General features: G+C 69.3%; 21 protein-coding genes and 1 pseudogene. 12 read left to right on the top strand and 10 right to left on the bottom strand.

Going from position 1 to position 18,574, the window contains the following annotated elements; translation table 11 throughout:
* The first annotated feature begins 8 nt into the window (after positions 1-8).
* Positions 9-662 (top strand): NIPSNAP family protein, encoded by a 654-nt coding sequence (locus EIZ45_RS17105; RefSeq protein ID WP_134663596.1) that lies wholly within the window; start codon positions 9-11, stop codon positions 660-662.
* 1 nt (position 663) lies between these two features.
* On the opposite strand, the gene EIZ45_RS17100 is transcribed toward EIZ45_RS17105, so the two are convergent.
* Positions 664-1,107 carry a nucleoside deaminase gene (locus tag EIZ45_RS17100; protein ID WP_134663595.1) on the bottom strand — a complete coding sequence of 148 codons (444 nt, stop codon included), beginning with the start codon at positions 1,105-1,107 and terminating at the stop codon, positions 664-666.
* A gap of 79 nt (positions 1,108-1,186) precedes the next feature.
* On the opposite strand from EIZ45_RS17100, the gene EIZ45_RS17095 reads away from it, so the two are divergent.
* Positions 1,187-2,191 carry a YafY family protein gene (locus EIZ45_RS17095; RefSeq protein WP_134663594.1) on the top strand — a complete coding sequence of 335 codons (1,005 nt, stop codon included), beginning with the start codon at positions 1,187-1,189 and terminating at the stop codon, positions 2,189-2,191.
* Here EIZ45_RS17095 and EIZ45_RS17090 read toward each other — a convergent pair.
* Positions 2,138-2,401 carry a hypothetical protein gene (locus EIZ45_RS17090; RefSeq protein WP_205669963.1) on the bottom strand — a complete coding sequence of 88 codons (264 nt, stop codon included), beginning with the start codon at positions 2,399-2,401 and terminating at the stop codon, positions 2,138-2,140. The genes EIZ45_RS17095 and EIZ45_RS17090 overlap by 54 nt on opposite strands.
* A gap of 29 nt (positions 2,402-2,430) precedes the next feature.
* Positions 2,431-3,009, bottom strand: coding sequence for a TetR/AcrR family transcriptional regulator (locus EIZ45_RS17085; RefSeq protein WP_134736056.1), 579 nt, complete (start codon positions 3,007-3,009; stop codon positions 2,431-2,433).
* An 89-nt stretch (positions 3,010-3,098) separates the two neighbouring features.
* Here EIZ45_RS17085 and EIZ45_RS17080 point away from each other — a divergent pair, with 89 nt between their 5' ends.
* Positions 3,099-4,001: an NADP-dependent oxidoreductase gene (locus EIZ45_RS17080; RefSeq protein WP_134663592.1), complete on the top strand. Its 903-nt coding sequence runs from the start codon at positions 3,099-3,101 to the stop codon at positions 3,999-4,001.
* Here the strand turns inward: EIZ45_RS17080 and EIZ45_RS17075 are convergent.
* On the bottom strand, positions 3,998-4,603 hold the full coding sequence (locus tag EIZ45_RS17075) for a TetR/AcrR family transcriptional regulator (RefSeq protein ID WP_037814765.1): 606 nt from the start codon (positions 4,601-4,603) through the stop codon (positions 3,998-4,000). The genes EIZ45_RS17080 and EIZ45_RS17075 overlap by 4 nt on opposite strands.
* A 333-nt stretch (positions 4,604-4,936) precedes the next feature.
* Here EIZ45_RS17075 and EIZ45_RS17070 point away from each other — a divergent pair.
* From EIZ45_RS17070 to EIZ45_RS17055, 4 genes and pseudogenes are all read left to right on the top strand, one after another.
* A pseudogene (locus tag EIZ45_RS17070) lies at positions 4,937-5,174 on the top strand (S1 family peptidase); the annotation flags it as partial.
* 529 nt (positions 5,175-5,703) lie between these two features.
* On the top strand, positions 5,704-6,033 hold the full coding sequence (locus EIZ45_RS17065) for an AbrB/MazE/SpoVT family DNA-binding domain-containing protein (protein WP_134663591.1): 330 nt from the start codon (positions 5,704-5,706) through the stop codon (positions 6,031-6,033).
* A complete protein-coding gene (locus EIZ45_RS17060; RefSeq protein WP_134663590.1) occupies positions 6,030-6,416 on the top strand; it encodes a type II toxin-antitoxin system VapC family toxin in 387 nt (128 codons plus the stop codon). The genes EIZ45_RS17065 and EIZ45_RS17060 overlap by 4 nt, the downstream gene beginning before the upstream one ends.
* Before the next feature lie 252 nt (positions 6,417-6,668).
* Positions 6,669-7,334 carry an HAD family hydrolase gene (locus tag EIZ45_RS17055; protein WP_134663589.1) on the top strand — a complete coding sequence of 222 codons (666 nt, stop codon included), beginning with the start codon at positions 6,669-6,671 and terminating at the stop codon, positions 7,332-7,334.
* Positions 7,335-7,353: 19 nt separating this feature from the next.
* On the opposite strand, the gene EIZ45_RS17050 is transcribed toward EIZ45_RS17055, so the two are convergent.
* Positions 7,354-7,974, bottom strand: coding sequence for a LysE family translocator (locus tag EIZ45_RS17050; protein WP_134663588.1), 621 nt, complete (start codon positions 7,972-7,974; stop codon positions 7,354-7,356).
* 229 nt (positions 7,975-8,203) lie between these two features.
* Here EIZ45_RS17050 and EIZ45_RS17045 point away from each other — a divergent pair, with 229 nt between their 5' ends.
* Positions 8,204-9,325 carry a S1 family peptidase gene (locus tag EIZ45_RS17045; RefSeq protein WP_134663587.1) on the top strand — a complete coding sequence of 374 codons (1,122 nt, stop codon included), beginning with the start codon at positions 8,204-8,206 and terminating at the stop codon, positions 9,323-9,325.
* 68 nt (positions 9,326-9,393) lie between these two features.
* On the opposite strand, the gene EIZ45_RS17040 is transcribed toward EIZ45_RS17045, so the two are convergent.
* Complete coding sequence (locus EIZ45_RS17040; protein WP_134663586.1) at positions 9,394-10,242, bottom strand: formate/nitrite transporter family protein; 849 nt, start codon at positions 10,240-10,242, stop codon at positions 9,394-9,396.
* A gap of 415 nt (positions 10,243-10,657) precedes the next feature.
* Positions 10,658-11,617, bottom strand: coding sequence for a LysR family transcriptional regulator (locus EIZ45_RS17035; RefSeq protein ID WP_205669962.1), 960 nt, complete (start codon positions 11,615-11,617; stop codon positions 10,658-10,660).
* 154 nt (positions 11,618-11,771) lie between these two features.
* On the opposite strand from EIZ45_RS17035, the gene EIZ45_RS17030 reads away from it, so the two are divergent.
* The gene (locus EIZ45_RS17030; protein ID WP_134663584.1) at positions 11,772-12,992 is read left to right on the top strand and encodes an FAD-dependent monooxygenase; all 1,221 of its coding nucleotides are present in this window, start codon (positions 11,772-11,774) and stop codon (positions 12,990-12,992) included.
* Complete coding sequence (locus tag EIZ45_RS17025; protein WP_134663583.1) at positions 12,989-13,609, top strand: NADPH-dependent F420 reductase; 621 nt, start codon at positions 12,989-12,991, stop codon at positions 13,607-13,609. The genes EIZ45_RS17030 and EIZ45_RS17025 overlap by 4 nt, the downstream gene beginning before the upstream one ends.
* A gap of 38 nt (positions 13,610-13,647) precedes the next feature.
* On the opposite strand, the gene EIZ45_RS17020 is transcribed toward EIZ45_RS17025, so the two are convergent.
* Positions 13,648-15,093: a sulfatase gene (locus tag EIZ45_RS17020; protein WP_134663582.1), complete on the bottom strand. Its 1,446-nt coding sequence runs from the start codon at positions 15,091-15,093 to the stop codon at positions 13,648-13,650.
* Positions 15,094-15,166: 73 nt separating this feature from the next.
* A complete protein-coding gene (locus EIZ45_RS17015) occupies positions 15,167-15,607 on the bottom strand; it encodes a VOC family protein (RefSeq protein WP_134663581.1) in 441 nt (146 codons plus the stop codon).
* Between the two features lie 73 nt (positions 15,608-15,680).
* Here EIZ45_RS17015 and EIZ45_RS17010 point away from each other — a divergent pair, with 73 nt between their 5' ends.
* The gene (locus EIZ45_RS17010; protein WP_134663580.1) at positions 15,681-16,199 is read left to right on the top strand and encodes a MarR family winged helix-turn-helix transcriptional regulator; all 519 of its coding nucleotides are present in this window, start codon (positions 15,681-15,683) and stop codon (positions 16,197-16,199) included.
* Positions 16,200-16,329: 130 nt separating this feature from the next.
* Here the strand turns inward: EIZ45_RS17010 and EIZ45_RS17005 are convergent, their stop codons facing one another.
* Positions 16,330-17,814 (bottom strand): aldehyde dehydrogenase family protein, encoded by a 1,485-nt coding sequence (locus EIZ45_RS17005; RefSeq protein ID WP_134663579.1) that lies wholly within the window; start codon positions 17,812-17,814, stop codon positions 16,330-16,332.
* 235 nt (positions 17,815-18,049) lie between these two features.
* Here EIZ45_RS17005 and EIZ45_RS17000 point away from each other — a divergent pair, with 235 nt between their 5' ends.
* Positions 18,050-18,568: a cupin domain-containing protein gene (locus tag EIZ45_RS17000; RefSeq protein WP_037814787.1), complete on the top strand. Its 519-nt coding sequence runs from the start codon at positions 18,050-18,052 to the stop codon at positions 18,566-18,568.
* Positions 18,569-18,574 lie beyond the last annotated feature (6 nt).

Raw genomic sequence — 18,574 nt, 5'->3', positions numbered from 1 at the left:
GGAGCGTCATGACCGAACCGGTCCGGATCAGCCGTGCCGACGTCGCCCCGGAGCAGCAGGCTGTCCGGTACGAGCTGGCGATTCTGTCGTTCCAACTGCTCGACGGGCCGAAAGCCGTCGAAGGCGTGCTGCCGTGGGTCGAGGGGCACGGCGAACTGCTCGGCTGCTGGCAGACGGAGAACGGTCCGCTCGGCAGGCTGGTCGTGCTGCGCGGGTTCGAGAATCAGCAAGAGTTGGACGAGGAACGCTTGCGCGCCCGGCACAGCCGCGCACCGTTCGGCGGCGGCTGCCTGACCGACCTGTCGCTGCAGAGTTTCGCGCCATTCCCGTTCGTGCCGCCGGTGCGGCCGGGCAAGTACGGCTCGGTGTACGAGATCCGCGACTACCACCTCCGGCCGGGCGGGCTGACCGCGACGATCGACGGCTGGCGCGAAGCGTTGCCCGCGCGGCATCTGGTCGATCCGCTGACTGTCGTGATGTACGCGCTCGACGGCCCGGACCGGATCATCCAGATCTGGCCGTTCGCGAGCCTGGACGAACGGCTCGCGATCCGCCGCGACCTCTACGCGAAGGGGATGTGGCCGCCGCCGGGTGCGCCAGAGGAGATTCTCGACGCGGACTCGGTCATCGCGGTGCCGCTGGAGTTTTCGCCGCTGGCGTGAGTCACGTCGGTTCGCCGATGTCCTCGAACCAGAGCGCCGGTTCCCGTTCGATGAATTCCGTCATCAGGGCGACGCAGGCGGGGTCGTCGAGGAGGTCGACGCGGACGCCGTGGTCGGCGAGCCAGCCGTGGCCGCCGGTGAAGGTCCGGGATTCGCCGATCACCACGTGCGGGATGCCGAATTGCCGGACCAGGCCGCTGCAATACCAGCACGGCGACAGCGTGGTGACCATGATCGTGTCGCGGTAGTGCGGGCGGCGGCCGGCGGCGCGGAAGGCGGCGGTTTCGGCGTGCAGGGACGGGTCGCCGTCCTGGACGCGGCGGTTGTGGCCGCGGCCGAGCAGCTTCCCGTCGCGGTCGAACAGGGCCGCGCCGATCGGCACGCCGCCCTCGGCTTTTCCGGCTTCCGCCTCTTCGCGGGCGACAGCGAGCAGGTCGTCGAGCATGCGTCACTTTCGCACGTCGCCGCGTCGCCCTGGCGATCGAGGACCGAAGCTGTCCGCGAAGCGTGGCAGAGTGCTCGGCATGTACGGAACCTCCGAACGCCTGTTGCGCCTGCTCTCGCTGTTGCAGGCGCGTCGCGAATGGCCTGGTCCGGACCTCGCGGGCCGGCTGGGGGTCGACGTGCGGACGATCCGCCGCGACGTCGAACGGCTGCGGCAGCTCGGTTATCCGGTGCACGCGACGCCGGGGGTCGCGGGCGGGTACCGGCTGGGTTCCGGTGCGGCGCTGCCGCCGCTGCTGCTGGACGACGACGAGGCGGTCGCGGTGGCGGTCGGCCTGCGCACGGCGGCGAACGGCACGGTGGCGGGCATCGAGGAGACGTCCGTGCGGGCGCTGGCGAAGCTCGAACAGGTGCTGCCCGCGCGGCTGCGACACCGGGTGCGGGCGATGGATTCGGCGATGGTCCGGATCCCCGGCGGCGGACCGAAGATCGACGCGGAGCTGCTGACCGTGGTCGCGGCGGCGTGCCGGGACAACGAGCGCCTGCGGTTCACCTACGGCACCCACGCGGGCGAGGTGACCGAACGCGACGTGGAACCGTTGCGGCTCGTGCACGCTGGATGGCGCTGGTACCTCGTCGCGTGGGATCTTGGCCGAGACGACTGGCGCACCTTCCGGCTGGACCGCATCGACGGCCTCCCGGTGCCCAGTTTCCGTTTCACGCCAAGGGAACCACCGGCCGAGGACCTCGCCGCTTACGTGTCGAGCCGGATCGCGACCGCGCCGTATCCGCACATCGTGACGCTGCGCGTGTCGGCTCCGGCGGAAGTGCTGACGGCGTGGATTTCCCCGACGACGGCGGTGATCGAGCCGATCGACGACGAAACCTGCCGGATCCGGACCGGCGCGAAAACCTTCGAATCCATCCCGTTTTACCTGGCGCAGTGGGAATTCGACTTCGTGGTGGAGGACGGGCCGCCGGAATTGCTGGACCGGATGGCGAACATCGCGGAACGATTCGCGCGGGCGACGTCAGGCCGGACTTCCGCCGGTGGCGACGGCGAGCAAGTCCGCGGCGGCGGTTGACAGGGCTTCGGGGAAACTGTTGCTGTCGCGGTGTTTCTCGGTCATCCAGCGTTCGGTGGCGAGTCGTAGGACGGAGAGTCCGAGGTCGGTGGCGAGTCGGGCGGTTTGGGGATCGATGCCGCGGTCTTTCAGTGCGCTGGTGAGGGTTTCGGAGATGGTGACGAGTTTGATCAATTTTCGTTCGCGCAGCGGGGGATTGGCGGCGATCACGGTCGCTCGGCGCAGCAGGATGGGTGAGGTCAGGTCGGACTTCCGCCGGTGGCGACGGCGAGCAAGTCCGCGGCGGCGGTTGACAGGGCTTCGGGGAAACTGTTGCTGTCGCGGTGTTTCTCGGTCATCCAGCGTTCGGTGGCGAGTCGTAGGACGGAGAGTCCGAGGTCGGTGGCGAGTCGGGCGGTTTGGGGATCGATGCCGCGGTCTTTCAGTGCGCTGGTGAGGGTTTCGGAAATGGTGACGAGTTTGATCAGTTCCCGTTCGCGCAGCGGGGGATTGGCGGCGATCACGGTCGCTCGGCGCAGCAGGAATTCGCGCGGACGGAATACGCGTGGCGCGGTGGCGAAGGCAGCCAGCAGGGTCGGCAGCGCGGGCGTTCCTGGCGGGACGGCGTCGATCGCGGTGACGAATTCGGTTTCCAGTTCCTGGCTGCCGCCGAACAGCACTTCCCGTTTGTCCGCGAACCAGCGGTAGAACGACCGCTCGGTGAGGTTCGCGCGCTGGGCGATCTGCGCGACCGTCGTGCGGTCGTAGCCCTGTTCCTCGAACAGCTCCAGTGCGGCTTGCTCGAGCCGGTTCCGGGTGTTGCCCTCCCATCGCGCCATGGGGCCAGTGTAGCGACAGCAGATGCTGTCATCACTCTGGTAGCGTGAGTGACGACAGCTTCTGTCATCACTCACGAGGAGACAGCCGGATGCGCACCCTTCGTTTCTCTGAACACGGTCCTGCGGCCCAGGTCCTGCGGGTCGAGGACGCCGCGGCCCCCGAACCCGGGCCGGGGCGGATCCGCGTCGCGGTCCAGGCGTGCGGTCTGAACCCGGCGGACTGGGCGTTGTGCGAGGGCCTCTTCGCCGGTGACCTGCCGCGCGGGATCGGCCTGGAGGTGTCCGGCACGGTCGACGCGCTCGGCGAAGGCGTGACCGGCGTCGAGGTCGGCGACCCGGTTTTCGGCATCGCGCCGTTCACCGGCCCCACCGCGGGCGCGTCTGAACAGGCGCTGCTCGACACGTGGTTCCCGCGGCCCGACGGGCTCGACGCGGTCCACGCGGCGGCTCTGCCGATGGCGGTCGGAACAGCTTACGCGGCGCTCGACGCACTCGGCTCCGGCACTTTGCTTGTACACGGCGCGGGCACCACCACCGGGTTCGCCGCGGCGCAGATCGCGCTCCTGCGCGGGGCACGCGTGATCGTCACCGCGGGCGAAACGCACGCCGCCGCCCTCCGTTCGGCTGGTGCGGAAGTCACCGGCTACCAGGACAGAATCGCCGAACGCGTGACGGCGCTGGCCGGGGGACCGGTCGATCGCGTGCTGGACGCGGCGCCGTTCAGCGGCAAGGTGAGCGAGCTCGTGCGCACGGTCAAGGAGCCCGGACACGTGCTGACGCTCGACCTCAGCTCGGACCAGCCCGGGGTTCAGACCATTGTCAGCTCGGGCGCTCAGCCGCGCTACGACGTCCTCGGCGAGTTCGCGGCGCTCGCGGCGGAGGGCCGGTTTTCGATCCCGGTTTCCCGGATTTTCCCCCTGGACGACTGGCGGGCCGCGCTCGAACTGAGCCAGTCGCGGCAGGCACGGGGCAAGCTGGTGCTGGCGCTCTAGCCCGCGCCGAGCATGCGGAGAACGAGTTCGCCGTACTCCTTGCCGAGTTCAGTGGGGGTCTGGCGGGTACGTTCGCTGTACCAGCGCGCGACGTCGACGCCCAGCGACAGCACCGCGCGCGCCGCGATCCCGACGTCGCCGACGGTGAACGCACCGGACTCGACCCCGTCGGCGATCACCTCGCGCACGCGCTGCTCGATCTTCCGCCGAAGCTGCGCGACGACCTGGTATTCCTTCTCCGGCAACGCATTCAGCTCGTACTGCACGACCCGCGCGACCGTGTGCCGCCGCGCGTGCCAGGCGACGAAATCCTCGACGAGGAGCCGCATCCGCTCCACCGGACCGGTGACGCGCCCGATCACGTCCTCGACGAGGGCCAGCGTCTGCTCGTGCCCGTTGCGGCTGATCGCGAAAAGCAGCGCGGCTTTGGACGGGAAGTGCACGTACAGCGCGGCCGGGCTCATCCCCGCCGCGCCGGCGATGTCCCGCGTGGTGGTGGCGTGGTAGCCGCGCTCGGCGAACGACTCCACCCCGGCGAGCATCAGCCGTCGCGCGGTCTCAGGCTGCACGTCGGGCCACAGGTCGGCCGAGAGCGTGGTCATCCGGCGATCCTCCTCTAGTCCCGCGCCGGCCGGTGAGTCCGCCCGTCGGATTCATTGTAAGCGCTCGCTTTGTGGAGGAATCCGGTGATAGATCCCGCAATCGGGGATGTCATACCGATGAGCCTATCCGAGCCGCGCGGTTGAGACGGAGAGAACTAGCACCTTTAGGTGGTCGTGTGCTCGCGCCATGCAGCCGCTGGAGCCAGCCTCCGGAACACCGGCACGCGAGCTGTGCCGAGGGCGAGCTTCCGGCGGCGCCGGCGCGCCAGTTGCCCGGAAGTCCGTTCCGGAGCGGACGATCGGAGCAGCCGCGGCGACGGGTTTCGGACAAAATGCGGGTCGCCGCTGGGCCTGAACGAAACCATCAACTACGCCCGGGCGCGGTCTACGAAGCGACGCACACCAACGCGTGCGCGGAACGCGGCGACTCCGGCGGTTCGTTCGTCACCGGCGGCCAAGCCCAGGGCGTCACCTCGGGCGGCTTCGGCAACTGCAGCGCCGCGGCGAGACCTGGTTCCAGCCGGTGAACGAAATCCTGCAGACCTACGGACTGTCCCTCGTAGCCGCCTGACCCCGCCGGCTCGCCCGGACTCGGGTGCCGGCCGCTTCCCGGGTCGGCACCCGAGTCGCGTCGCCCAGCGCGTCTTTCCCGAACCGGAAAACTCAGCCGCCCGGCTGGTGCCGGGGCGACGTCCGCTGTGGACGCAGCCCGAGGGGTCTTCTCGTTGTGGCAAGCATCGAGATCGTCCGGCGTATTTGCAGGACTGTGAATCGGCCTCGCGAAGACCGGACTGACGTGCCGAACCCCAGAGCAAGCACGTTCCGACGTTCCCGCCTGGCACCGGCGGGGTCGTGAGCCGGACGAGAGCATCCGGCTCAGGAAGTCGGAAGCGGCGGCTGAGGTTCGAAAGAGCTGAATTTTCGGTATGCCCGGCGGGTACGCGCGCACGATCTTTGGCGCCGGATGAGGCCCGCCCGCTGTGCCGAGGTTCACGCGCTTCCGCCGGGTTTGCTCGATCCCCGCCGAGGAATCGAGATTCTCGCCGGACTTCGACACTTTACGGTGGAGGTTCGCTGAGTCCGGCGGTATGCTGAGGAGCGTGACGCGCGCAGATCTCATGACGGCGAGGGCCGACGTATCCGTCGCCCCCGACGGCCGGGTGACGATTCCGGCACAGCTTCGGCAAGCGGCGGGGATCTCTCCGGGATCGAACCTTGTCGCCTACGTCGAACGAGGCAGGGTGGTTCTCGAGGACCGCGATCATCTGCTGCAGAGGGTGCAGGACGAAGCGATCGCGGCGGCGCGGGCAGCCGGCGCGGCCGGAAGCGTGACGGATTCCCTGATTGCCGACCGGCGAGCTGAGGCGGCGCGGGAGGGCTCCAGCGGCAATGCGGCCGCGTCAGGCGAGCAGGCGGGGGGTTCGGCGTGACGGCGGTGCTGGACGCGAGCGCGGTCCTCGCGCTGATCTACCGCGAGGACGGCCACGACCAGGTTGCCGCGCAGATCCGAGGGGCGGTGATCAGCGCCGTGAACTTCTCCGAGGTCGTGCGGAAGCTCGCTCAGAACGGCCATCCGGCGCCGGCGGAAGCGGCAGGTGTCGTGCTTTCCCTCGGCGCGAAGGTGGCCGCGTTCACCGCTGCCGAAGCGGTAGACACCGCGGTGCTGTGGAGCAGCACCCGCAGCGGAGGGTTGTCGCTGGGCGACCGCGCGTGCCTCGCGGTCGCCCGTAGCGTCCCGGAAGGCCGTGCCGTCACCGCGGACAAGGCCTGGACACGGGTCGATGTCGGCGTGCCGGTCGACCTCATCCGCTGACCGCGCGCTCGGCGGCGTGGCGGGCAGCCTCGGACGGCGGCTGCCGGGACGAGCTGCGGCTCCGGCTTGCCCGGGAACGCGGCGAGACCCACCCGGACAACGCGATCCCGATTCTGCTCGCGGCCGCCGGTTTTGCGCCGGACTTTGCGGCCGGACGTCGAGGACGAGATGCGGCAGGCCAAGGCGGCGCTTGAGTCGTCCGGAGAGCTGCCGCCGGTGATTGACTCCCGCGGCGGTGGGTAATCAGTGATCGTGACTGCTTCCCCCATTGCCGTCCTCGACATCGACGGGACGCTCATCGATTCGAACTACCACCACGCTCTCGCCTGGTACCGGGCGTTGCGGTCGGTGGGCGAGGTGTATCCGGTGTGGCGGCTGCACCGGCTGATCGGGATGGGCGGGGACCAGCTCGTCGCCGCGGTCGGCGGGGAGGAGCTGGAGCGCCGGGCGGGCGATCGGGCCCGGGAGCAGCAGGGCAAGGAGGTCGACACGCTGCTCGAGGAGATGGCGCCGTTGCCGGGCGCGCGCGACCTGCTCGTGGCCCTCAAGGAGCGCGGCCACCGGGTGGTGCTCGCCAGTTCGGCTCAGCAGCGTCACGCGGATGTCTTCCTCGACAAGCTCGACGCGCGCGACCTCGTCGACGACTGGACCACCAGCGCCGACGTCGAGGCGTCCAAACCGGCCCCGGATCTGCTGCAGGCGGCGTTGAAGAAGCTGGGTGCCCCGTCCGACGCGTCCGCGGTAATGGTCGGCGACTCGGTGTGGGATGTCGAAGCGGCGAAACGAGCCGGGATGCCCGCGATCGTCGTCCGCTCCGGTGGCTTCGGAGACGACGAACTCCGGGAGGCCGGCGCCGTCGCCCTCTATGACACGCCGGGGGATCTCGCGAAGGCTCTGGACGACACCCCGCTCGCTTGAGCCGAGCGCCGAAAGCCATTCACGCAGCGGGGCGCTCGACGGCTAGGCCGACGCCGAACGCCGCGAGTATCGCGCCGCCCGTCCGGAGAATTGCGCGGACCACTCGTGTGTTGCGCAGCATTCTGGCAGCGGCGCTGAAAAGCAGGGCATAGCCGGTGAGGGAGAGGAAGCCGATCACCGCGAACGCCGCCCCGAGGACCAGCGTGTCGACAGGTCGCGCGCCGTGGTGGAGGAATTGGGGGATGACGCTGGTGAAGACGATGACGGTCTTGGGATTGGACAAGTCGCTGAGCAGTCCTTCCCGGAACGCGCGCCATCCGCTGCGCGGCCTGCCGGTGCTCAGCGCCGCCAAATCCGGTCCGGCGCGGGTCAGCAGGAGTTTGCCGCCCAGGAAGATCAGGTAGGCCGCGCCCAGGTACCGGACCACGTCGAACGCCACCTGCGAGGACACCAGCAGTGCGGTCAGTCCGGCGACCGACGCGCCCGCCCACAGCAGGTCGGCTGTCAGCACTCCCAGCGCGGTCAGCAGGGCCGGACCCCGGCCGCGAGCGATCGCGCTCTTGAGGATCAGCATGACCGCGGGTCCGGGAATGAGGACCAGGAGGACGGACAGGGCCGAGAAAGCCGCAATCGAAGACATGGGGACATTGTTGCCCTAGTCCTGTCGATTCAGGTCCGGTTCACCCGCCCCGCCCATCTGAGCGGCAGCGGCGCGCCTGTTGCCCGGAAGTCCGTTCCGGAGTGAACGAACGGAGCAGTCGCGGCGACAGGTTTCGGACAAAACGTGGGCCGTCGCTGGACCGGCTTCGCGCACCCTCCGCACACTCGGCCGACAGTGGGTTTCTTTCCCCGGCCTTCGAGGAGTTCCGATGCGTCGAAGAATCACCCTCAGCCTCACCGGTGCGGCCGTTCTCGCGGCCAGCCTCACCGCCGTGGTCGCGCCCGCCGCCCAGGCGTCGCCCGGACTGATCTCGGCCATGCAACGGGATCTCGGCCTCAGCGCCGCACAAGCGCAGACCCGGCTCCGGCAGGAGCTGACCGCGTCGAAGCAGATGCCCGCGGCCCAGCAAGCGGCTGGAACGGCCTTCGGCGGGGCCTGGTTCGACCCGGCGCGCGGCAAGCTGGTCGTCGGCGTGACGGACCCGGCCGTTGCCGACGCCGTTCACCGGACCGGTGCGGAAACCGTTCCGGCAAAGGTCACCGCCGCGGCGCTGGACGCGGCGAAGACGGCCATCGACACCGCCGCGAAAGCGAAACGAGCTCCCGCCGCGGTCAGCGGCTGGCACGCGGATCCCCGCAGCGGCAGTGTGGTCGTCACCCTCCAGCCCGGCGCGCACGGTCCGGACGTCGACGCCTTCCTCGCGCGAGCCCGGGAAGCAGGACCGGTGACCGTGGCATCCGGCGCCCGGCCGCAGACCTTCTCGGCAGGCACTGTCGGCGGGGATCCCTACTACATCAACGGAAACACCCGCTGCTCCATCGGTTTCTCGGTGCACGGCGGGTTTGTCAGCGCCGGGCACTGCGGCAGCAAGGGCAGCTCCGTCGTCGGCTGGGACAACTCGGCGATGGGCACGTTCGCCGGATCTTCCTTCCCCGGCAACGACTACTCCTACATCACCATCGGCAACGGCTGGTGGACCGCCCCCGTCGTGCTCGGCTGGGGCACGGTCAGCGACGTGATCGTCCGCGGGTCGGCCGTCGCGCCGGCCGGTTCGTCGATCTGCCGCTCCGGCTCGACCTCGCATTGGCACTGCGGCACCGTGCTGGGATTGAACGAGACCATCAACTACGCCCAGGGCGCGGTTTACCAGGCGACGCACACCAACGCGTGCGCGGAACCCGGCGACTCCGGCGGTTCGTTCATCACCGGCGACCAAGCCCAGGGCGTCACCTCGGGCGGCTTCGGCAACTGCAGCGCCGGCGGCGAGACCTGGTTCCAGCCGGTGAACGAGATCCTGCAGACCTACGGCCTGTCGCTCGTCACCGGGTGACCCGTCCGGGCTGCGGCACCGGCCTCTTCGGAGACCGTCGCCGCAGCCCGGTGTCGACCGCGCCAGAATCAGCTGCCGGTGGACGCGAGTTCTTCCGCAGCCGGGGCCGGGGGAGCGGTCACGCGGGACCGGTTGCCCAGCAAGACGTAGGCGGCTCCGACGAGAAGCCCGCCGCCGACCAGGTTTCCCAGCCCGACGAACAGCAGGTTGCGGCCGAACGCGCCGATCGTCGCGCCGGGCACGCCGTCCAGGATGCCGAGGGTGTAGGTCGTCATGTTGGCGACCACGTGCTCGAATCCGGAGCTGACGAACGCGAGCAGGCACCAGAAGATCAGCGCCAGCTTCGCGCCGTCCGACTTCGTGCGCGCGGCCATCCACACGGCGAGGCAGACCAGGAAGTTGCACAGCACGCCGCGGAAGAACAGCGCACTCGCCGATTCCGCGGTTTTCGCTTTGACCAGGCTCGCGAGCAGAGCCGCACCCGGACCGGGGTGCCCGGCCGAGCCGCCAGCGGACAGCACTCCGCCCTCGTGCACGAGCCAGGCGAAGACGAGCGAACCGAGCAGGTTGCCGACGAACGACACCACGATCACCGCCGCGGCCGCACCGGCGCCGCGCCGCCGGACGAGCGCGCCCTGCACCATCGTCATCATGTTCCCGGTGGACAATTCCGCGCCGGCGAACACCACGGCGGTCAGCGCGATCCCGAACACCAGGCCCTGCACCGTTTTCGTCCACGGCGAGCTCGCCGCGTTGAGCGGTCCGGTCGCGGACAGCAGCAGCACGACCGCCACGCCGATGAACGCCCCGGCGAGCATCGAGCTCACCAGGTAGCGGCCGGGACGGCGCAGGTCCTCGATCTTTCCGTCGGCGACATCCGCCTGCAGGTCGAGAGCTTCGGATACGGGAATCGGCATGGCGCGGGCCTTCCGGGCCGGGGGCGGGTACCCCGGCATTCGACCCCGCGGACTCTGCGTCCGGGTAGCGTCGTGATCAGCATCTGGTGTCCGAGTGCGCACAGCCCGCGGCGGCCGCGGTGAATTCCACTATTCAGCGCGTAACAGACATAGTGGGCATTCGATCGATCGCGCCCGCTGGGGGTACGTCGTCGCGGGCGCGAACACCGGACGGCCCGGCTCCGGTACGGAGATGCTCGGCGAGGCGAAGTACCTGATCGCCGAGAACTCCCGCAGGGCAACATTTTCCAGGACCGCATCGATCCGAGCGATGTGTCCGTTGTGGATTGCTTCCACCCGAGCGCGAAAGGGCAGCCGAGCGCTGCTCACGTCGGGGCGGCGGCAAGCGCGGCGGCGAAGGGACGCCGAGGAATTCCTAACGCTCCGCTGCAGACGCGGCCGAGTCCTCGGATGTCGTCCGAGCCGGAATCGCGTCGGCGAGCCCGTGCTCGCCGAGCCGTTCGGCGGCGAAGTCGAGAAGGGCGGAGGCGCGCGGAGTGAGCTTCATGTCCGCGGGCCAGATCCCCACCACGTGGGTCACCGTGACCGGGGGGTCGAGGGGCCGGATGACGACCGGTCGTCCCTCGATGCTCATGGGGAGCGCGTGGGGCCGGGACATGAGCAGCCCGTAGCCGAGTCCGCGGCCCACCAGTGCCTCGACGAGGCCGATCTGGGAGACCCTGGCTTCGATCTTGGGCTCCAGGCCGCGCGCGGTGAACGCGTCCGCCACGTTGCGGACCCCCGGTGTCGCGTCGTACTGGATGTAGGGCTCGTCGGCGAGATCCGCCAGGTCCACTGTTTCGGCCGCCGCGAGCGGATGCCCGGGAGGCAGGTGCGCCTCGAGTTCGGTCGCGTAGATCCTGCGGCGGCGGCATCCGGTCGGCAGCGACACGTCGTACACGAGGGCCACGTCGAGCCGCCCTGCCTCGAGATCGGAGAGCAGCTCTTCGTTGGTGCCCACCGTGATCCCGATGCTCACGCCGGGATGCCGCTTGGGAAAGCCCTCGAGAAGCTCCGGCACCACGTTCGCGGCGAAGCTCGAGTAGCAGCCGAGCCGCACCGGACCCCGCAGCTCCTGTTCGCGCCCGGCGTTCAGGACGAGTTCGTGCGTGTCGGCCACGATCTGACGGGCCCGTCTGGCGAAATCCTGACCGGTCGGAGTGAGCGTGAGCCCTCTGGCCTTGCGCCGCACGCACAGCTGCTCGCCCACGGCGCTTTCGAGGCTCGACACGGCCTGCGACAGCGCTGATTCCGAGATGTGCAGGTGCGCCGCGGCCGCGCTGAGCGTGGGGAAGTTCGGCAGTGCCGCGAACAGTTCGAGTTGCCGCAGGCTCACCTCGGAGATGGCTGCCCTTCCCCTTCTTCAGTTCAACCGAATTACATCCTCACATTACCACGATTTACACGCAGAGGAAGGCCTCCCATGATGGGAGGAACAGCTTCCCGATCCCTCCGAACGGAGGGCTGGCAAGGACTTTGGGGGAGAAGCAGTGGCAAGTCAGGACACTCGCATCGCGATCATCGGCGGAGGGATGGGCGGGCTGACGGCCGCGATCGCGCTGCGGAAGATCGCCGGAGTACGGGCCACCGTGTTCGAGCAGGCAAGCAAGCTGGGCGAAGTGGGCGCGGGGGTCACGGTCGCGCCGAACGCCGCGCGCGTCCTCGAGAGACTCGGCGTGCTCGATCGGATCAGGCGGGTCGGAGCGGTCCCGGACGGGCACGGCGTCTACCTGAACGCCATGGGCGGTCTGGTGACCGACGCGGCCTGGGAGGACTCGGCCAAGCAGCACCAGAACATCGGCATGTACCGCCCGGACCTGATCGACGCCTTGGCGCAGGAGGTCGATCCGGCGACCATCCGTCTCGGCCACCGGCTGGTTTCCGTGGAGCGACTGGGCTCCGGCGTTCGCGTCGAGTTCGAGAACGGCGCGGACGAAGTGTTCGACGCCGTGATCGGAGCGGACGGCATCCATTCGGTGGTGCGGGGAGCCGTCGGCCAGTTCCCGGAGCCGGTCTACTCCGGGTACATCGTCTATCGCGGAGTGGTCGACGCGTCCCGCCTGCCCGGCGACTGGCCCATGATCAGCCAGGTGTGGATGGGCAACCGGCGGCACTTCATGTGCTATCCGCTGCAGCAGCGGAAGCTGTTCAACTTCGTCGCAGGCATCCCGAGCGACCGGCCGCTCGACGGGGCCTGGTCCGGCCCGGCGGCGGTCGGCGAACTCGCCGCCGAGTTCGCGGGCGCGGACTGGGACCCGAAACTCCAGGAGTTCATCGGGCGCATCGAGCACACCTTCTGGTGGGGCCTCTTCGATCACGAACCTCTCGCCAACTGGTCCCGAGGGCCGATCACGTTGCTCGGCGACGCGGCGCACACGATGCTGCCGCACCAGGGGCAGGGGGTGAACCAGGCGATCGAGGACAGCATGGCGCTCGCGACGTTCCTCGCAGCGGCCGACAGCGTCGCCGACATTCCCGAGGCGTTCAGGCGCTACACCTCGGTCCGCATGCAACGCACGGCGATCCTGCAGAACGGCTCTCGCCGGGCCGGCGCCATGTTCGACGCGCAGTACGAATTCGCGGACCTCGAAAAGCGCGACGCCGATCTCCGGGTCGGGCGCGACTTCCGGCGGAGCGCGGTATTCGACTACGACGCACAGAAGGTGGCCGAACAGGCGCTCAACCGATTTCAGGGGGTTCCGGTCGCATGACCTCGATCAGCATCATCGGCAGCGGCAAAATGAGCGGGGCGATCGCGGAGGTCGCGGCCCGGGCCGGCGCAGGCGTCCAGATCATCAAGCGCAGTGCGGAAAGCAGGTCCGCGGCGCGTCCAGGTCCGGGCTACGGCGTCATGGGCGACAAGCTCACCGGAGACCTGGTCGTGCTCGCCGTTCCCTACGGGGCGTACCCGGGCATCGTCGAGCACTATCGGGACCAGTTCCGCGAAAAGGTCGTCATCGACATCAGCAACCCCATCGATTTCTCCACCTACGACCGGCTGAAGTCGCCCGCTGATTCGTCCACCGCGGCCGAACTCGTGAAGCTGCTGCCCGCGGGCACTGCAGTCGTCAAGGCGTTCAACGTCAATCTCGGAGACACGCTCGTCAGCGGCACGAACGGCACGACGCGCACGACCGTCCTGTTCGCCGGCGACTACGCCGAGGCGAAGATGGCCGTCGCGGAGTTCATCGAGGCGGCGGGAATGCGCGCGGTCGACGTCGGCCCGCTGACCCGCGCAAGGGAACTCGAGGCGATGGGGTTCCTCCAGATCGTGGTGGCGGCGCTCGGCAAGACGCGGTACGAGTCGGGCTTCGCGCTGCTGGAGTGAGCGGGATTGATCGCCTCCGCGTGCTCCGGTGAACGGGGTCAGTGCCGGCAGGCGGCCGCCCCGTGGCAGGAGGCCATCGCCCGCAGCGTGTCGTGCAGTTGCCGGGCCTTGTCCGGCGCCAACTGAGCGGCGGTGTTGTGCAGTTCCTGCGGATCTGTGGTCCGGTCGTAGTACTCCTTGGCGCCGTCGGCGTACTCGACGTAGGTGTAGGCGGTGCTCCGAATCGCCTCGTAGGTGGTCGGGTTGCCGCTGTTCTTCGCGGGCTTGTCCGGGTCGTTCTTGTCGAAGTCGGGACCGTGGTGCTCCACCAGCCCGACGGTGCGCCACGCCGGTGGTGCGGTGCCGTTCAGCAGCGGCACCAGGCTTTCGCCGTCCACCGGTGCGGGGGTCGGCGCCCCGGCCAGCGCTTCGAAAGTCGGCCGCAGGTCGATGTTCTCGGCGGGCTGGTCCACCGTCGCGCCCGCCTTGACGCCGGGGCCGGTGACCACCAGCGGCACGTGCACGTCCGTGTCGAACGCCGTCTGCTTTCCGGGCGTGAGCCGGTACTCGCCCATGTGGTAGCCGTTGTCCGAGGTGAAGACGAGGTCGGTGTTCCCGCGTACTCCGGCTTTGTCCAGTGCCGCTTGCACGGTGCCGATCATCTTGTCGACCGACTGCACGGCTTGCGCTCGCTTGCGGAAGTCCTTGTCGATGGTCTGTTTTTCCCGGTCGGTCAACGGGGTGCGGGAGGCGAGCCACGACGGCGGCGACGACGGGAGCGTGTCGTACGCGGGGCCGCGCGGTGCGGTGAGCCCGGGGAACGCGCCGGCGTCGCGGGGCGCTGGGGTGTAGGGGCTGTGCGGGGCGAACGTGGCGAGTTCCATCGCGAACGGGGTGTGGTCGGCTGCCGAACTGGCCACGAATCGCGCGGCCTTGTCCGCCATGACGTCGACGAGGTAGTCCTCGGGCTTCTTGCCGTAATGCTTGACGGTGCCGTTCTCGTTGAGGTCGTAGTCGAATTCGCGGTAGCCGTTCCCCGCGACGTCCCATTCGTTCCAGCCGGGCGGGATCCCGTCGGATTTCGGCTGGTAGCCGTTGAGATACTTGCCCATCATCGCGGTCCGGTACCCGGCCTGCTGCAACGACGTCGCGTAGGTCGACTTGTCGTCGCCGCGGTCGTGGAAGACGCGGTAGCCGCCGTCCTCGCCGCCGTTGGTGAACACGCCGGTGTCGTGCGGGACCATCCCGGTGAACAGCGACGAGCGCGACGGGCAGCAGAGGGAGTCGGTGACGGTGTAGTTGGCGAACGAGGTGCCGTTCCTGGCCATTTCCTGGACATGCGGCAGATACGGCAGCAGGTTCATCGACAGATCGTCGGTGAGCACGAGGACGATGTTCGGTTTGCCCCCGGCCGCGGCGGGCTGGCCCGGCACGCAGGCGACGGCCATCGAAGCTACTGTCAAGGCCAGCAGCGAGATCAGGAGCGAACGAGCGCGTTGCGGCATGCCCCGCACGCTAGAACCGCGATCCGCGAGCTCGGTTCGAAGCGTGTTCGGGTTCGGTAAATCCGCCGCGCGCTCAGCCGAGCTCCTGAGCCAGCCCGACGACGATGTTCTCCGGCCCCCGCACGTAACACAGCAGATAGATGTCCTCGTACTGCACCACCTCGTCGACCAGTTCGGCTCCGTGGGCGCGCAGGCGGGCGAGGGTGTCCTCGAGGTCGTCGACCGCGAACATCATCCGGCGGATGCCGAGCGTGTTCGCCGGGGCCCGCCACGGCTCCGGAGCGATCGCTTTTGGCTGGTGGAATTTCGCCAGCTCCACCCGGCCGGGTCCGTCGGGGACGCGCAGCATGGCGACGTCCTGCCGGATGTCCTTAAGGCCGACCACCCGTTCCGCGCCGCGCCAGTCCAGCGGGCCCTTGTTTTCCAGTTCCAGCCCCAGTTCGACGAAGAACGCGATGACCGCGTCGAGGTCCTCGACGACGATGAGGACGTTGTCCATCCGCTTGACCGTCATGCGGTCACCGTAGCCTGCTCCGAAAAGTCTTAGTGGTGCTATTCTTAGCCCAAAGCTATTCAGGGGGTGCCGGATGCCGAAGCGGACCGAGCCGGACGAGGTCGACGAGATGCTCGCGCAGTGGCGGGACGAGGTGCCGGAGGTAGACACGTCGCCGCTCGCGGTGTTCGGGCGGTTGCACCGTTCGTTCGACCGGTACCAGCGGCAGCTGACGCGCGTGTTCGCCCGGCACGGGATCACGGTGGCGGACTTCGGGATCCTCGCCGCACTCCGGCGGGGCGGCGCGCCTTACCGCCGCACAGCCGGGGACCTCGCCGACACGAACCTGCTCACCACCGGCGGCATCACCCAGCGGGTCGACAAGCTGGTGCAGGCCGGTCTCGTCCGCCGCGAACGCGACGAGGACGACCGCCGGGTCGTGTTCATCGGCCTCACCGAGGAGGGGCTCGCGGCCACGGACAAAGTGGTGCACGAGCATTTCCCCAACGAGAATCGCATGCTGACCGGGTTGACCGCGGCGGAACGGGCGCAGCTGGCGAAATTGCTGGGGAAGCTGGAGCAGTCGCTGGACCAGGCCGAGTTCGGGGACTGACTCCGTCCGGCCGGGGCCGAGCGCGGCGCCGCATTGATCGCTGCGGTGCGTGCGGTGCCGTCGATCCCCGACCGAGGTCTGCGGGGAGTCGACGGCGCGGCACTGGACGGCCAAGCCCGAACCTGCTAATTCAGCCCCGAGCCCACGGAATCGGTTCGTCCGCCAGGCTCAGATACAAGCTCTTCTGCCGCTGATAACTCCGGATCGCGGTGCGGCCCTTGTCCGTCCCGAGGCCGCTTTCCTTCGTGCCGCTGAACGGGGTCGAGATGCTGAACTGCTTGTACGTGTTGATCCACACCGTCCCGGCCTCGACGCGGCGGGCCAGGCGGAGCGCGCGGCGGTAGTCGGCGGTCCAGATGCCGCACGCCAGGCCGTAGACGGTCGAATTCGCCTGGGCGACCAGGTCTTCCTCGTCGTCGTAGGGCAGCAGGACGCCGACCGGGCCGAAGATTTCCTCCTGGCACGTCTTCGCGTCGGGCGCGAGGCCGTCCAGCAGCGTCGGCAGGTAGTACGCGCCGCGCGACAGGCGTTCGTCGGAAGGGATTTGCCCGCCACAGCGGACTACCGCGCCTTCTTCGCGGGCGCGGTCTACCATCGCGGCCACCTTGTCGCGGTGGGCGAACGTCGCCAATGGACCGACCTGGGTGGCCGGGTCGGTGCCGGGGCCCAGTCGCAGGGCGGTGGCCGCCTCGATCAGGCGGGAAGCCCATTCGCCGTACTGCTTGCGCGGCAGGAAGATCCGCGATCCGGCGATGCAGCTCTGCCCGGTCGACGAGAAGATTCCATACAGGATTCCGGCGACAGTCTCCTCGACGTCGGCGTCCTCGCAGACGATCGTCGGGGACTTGCCGCCGAGTTCCATGGTGACCGGGATGATCCGGTCCGCGGCGATCCTGCCGAGCACGCGTCCGGTGGTGGTGCCGCCGGTGAAGGCGAGCTTGCCGACCAGCGGGTGGCGGGAGATCGCGTCGCCGACGACCGAGCCGGGGCCGGGCAGGACGGACAGCAGCGCGGGCGGCACGCCGGCGTCGTGGACGAGGCGGGCCAGTGCCAGCGAAACCAGGGGAGTGGCTTCCGCCGGTTTGAGCAGGACGGCGTTCCCGGCGGCCAGCGCCGGGGCGATTTTCTGGGCGTCGCTGGCGATCGGCGAGTTCCAGGGCGTGATCGCGCCGACGACGCCGATCGGTTCGTGCACGCTCATCGTCAGGTGTGCGCCGCGGCTGGGCGGGAGTTCGCCTTCGAGGGTTTCGAGCGCGGCCGCGTAGTAGCGGAAGGTGCCAGCCGCGCTCGCGACCAGCGCACGCGTTTCGCCGAGTGCTTTGCCGGTATTGCGGGTTTGCAGCAGGGCGAGTTGCTCGGCGTGGTCCTCGATCGCGTCGGCGACGCGGGTCAGCAGCCGGGCGCGCTGGTGCGGCAGCAGGTCTCGCCACGCCGGGTCCGCGGCGGCCGCGGTGCCGGCCCGGGCGGCGGCGTCGACCTGGGCGGAGTCGGCGGCGTGGATCGAGGCGACCGCCGATCCGTCGGCGGGGTCCACGCACGCGGACGCGGGACCGCCGCCGCGCTGCCAGTCGCCGCCGACCGGGATTTCGTCGGGCGGGACGGGGAAGGGCTGCATGGCGACGTCCTTTCGGCGCGGATGACGAGGAGTGCGACCGAGGAAACCTTAGACCTAAGATTTCGTCAAGGCCTGGCGCTGCACGCGAGCCGCCGGGAGACCGCCGGAAAGAATTTTAGGCCTAAGGGGTTGTGCGGATCACAGCCCTCAGGGTACAACCCTTATCAGTAAGTCTCTTAGACCTAAGGCATTCGGCGGCGAGCCCGCCGAGGACCACCGGAGGAGTTGCCCCGCGATGACCACCACCGAAAACAAGCACCAGGAACTCGAGGAGCTCATCGACTCGTGCATCGCCGCTCGCGAGACGCGGTACGAGGACTGGGACACTCTCGGCTTCCAGGCCGCCGCGAAGGGCGACGAGTTCCGCCGCGCGCAGATCCGCTACATCGGCTCCGGCGCGACCGGCAACCACGAGGGCGACGCGCGCCAGCTGCCCTCGGAGCACTTCACCTTCTCCAACATGCGGCTGCCGGTCGGCGCGATCGGCCCGGAGCACACCCACCACGACGTGGAAGAGGCGTTCTTCGTCCTCGAGGGGACGCTGGAGGTGACCGTGCACGACGTCGAGGACGGCACCAAGACCGCGACCCGCGTGCTCGGCTACCGCGACCTGATCCGCGTGCCCGCCGGGGTGCCGCGCAGCCTGCGCAACGCCGGCGACACCGACGCGCTGTTCTGCGTCATCATCGGCGCGCAGAAGCCGCAGCTGCCGACTTACCCGCCCACCTCGCCGATGCACGGCGTCACTCGCTGAGAAGAG

Source organism: Amycolatopsis sp. CFH S0740 (genome assembly GCF_004522315.1).
GTDB classification, from domain to species: domain Bacteria; phylum Actinomycetota; class Actinomycetes; order Mycobacteriales; family Pseudonocardiaceae; genus Amycolatopsis; species Amycolatopsis nivea.
The sequence above is the reverse complement of the archived record's forward strand: the minus strand, read 5'-3'. Positions and strand labels throughout refer to the sequence as shown.

Bases quoted from the DNA above. Each gene is read 5' to 3' on its own strand.
- EIZ45_RS17100 (WP_134663595.1), bottom strand. From the start codon at position 1,107: ATGCTCGACGACCTGCTCGCTGTCGCCCGCGAAGAGGCGGAAGCCGGA.
- EIZ45_RS17010 (WP_134663580.1), top strand. From the start codon at position 15,681: ATGCCGAAGCGGACCGAGCCGGACGAGGTCGACGAGATGCTCGCGCAG.
- EIZ45_RS17080 (WP_134663592.1), top strand. From the start codon at position 3,099: ATGCGCACCCTTCGTTTCTCTGAACACGGTCCTGCGGCCCAGGTCCTG.
- EIZ45_RS17050 (WP_134663588.1), bottom strand. From the start codon at position 7,974: ATGTCTTCGATTGCGGCTTTCTCGGCCCTGTCCGTCCTCCTGGTCCTC.
- EIZ45_RS17075 (WP_037814765.1), bottom strand. From the start codon at position 4,603: ATGACCACGCTCTCGGCCGACCTGTGGCCCGACGTGCAGCCTGAGACC.
- EIZ45_RS17085 (WP_134736056.1), bottom strand. From the start codon at position 3,009: ATGGCGCGATGGGAGGGCAACACCCGGAACCGGCTCGAGCAAGCCGCA.
- EIZ45_RS17005 (WP_134663579.1), bottom strand. From the start codon at position 17,814: ATGCAGCCCTTCCCCGTCCCGCCCGACGAAATCCCGGTCGGCGGCGAC.
- EIZ45_RS17015 (WP_134663581.1), bottom strand. From the start codon at position 15,607: ATGACGGTCAAGCGGATGGACAACGTCCTCATCGTCGTCGAGGACCTC.
- EIZ45_RS17040 (WP_134663586.1), bottom strand. From the start codon at position 10,242: ATGCCGATTCCCGTATCCGAAGCTCTCGACCTGCAGGCGGATGTCGCC.
- EIZ45_RS17045 (WP_134663587.1), top strand. From the start codon at position 8,204: ATGCGTCGAAGAATCACCCTCAGCCTCACCGGTGCGGCCGTTCTCGCG.
- EIZ45_RS17095 (WP_134663594.1), top strand. From the start codon at position 1,187: ATGTACGGAACCTCCGAACGCCTGTTGCGCCTGCTCTCGCTGTTGCAG.
- EIZ45_RS17025 (WP_134663583.1), top strand. From the start codon at position 12,989: ATGACCTCGATCAGCATCATCGGCAGCGGCAAAATGAGCGGGGCGATC.
- EIZ45_RS17105 (WP_134663596.1), top strand. From the start codon at position 9: ATGACCGAACCGGTCCGGATCAGCCGTGCCGACGTCGCCCCGGAGCAG.
- EIZ45_RS17020 (WP_134663582.1), bottom strand. From the start codon at position 15,093: ATGCCGCAACGCGCTCGTTCGCTCCTGATCTCGCTGCTGGCCTTGACA.
- EIZ45_RS17000 (WP_037814787.1), top strand. From the start codon at position 18,050: ATGACCACCACCGAAAACAAGCACCAGGAACTCGAGGAGCTCATCGAC.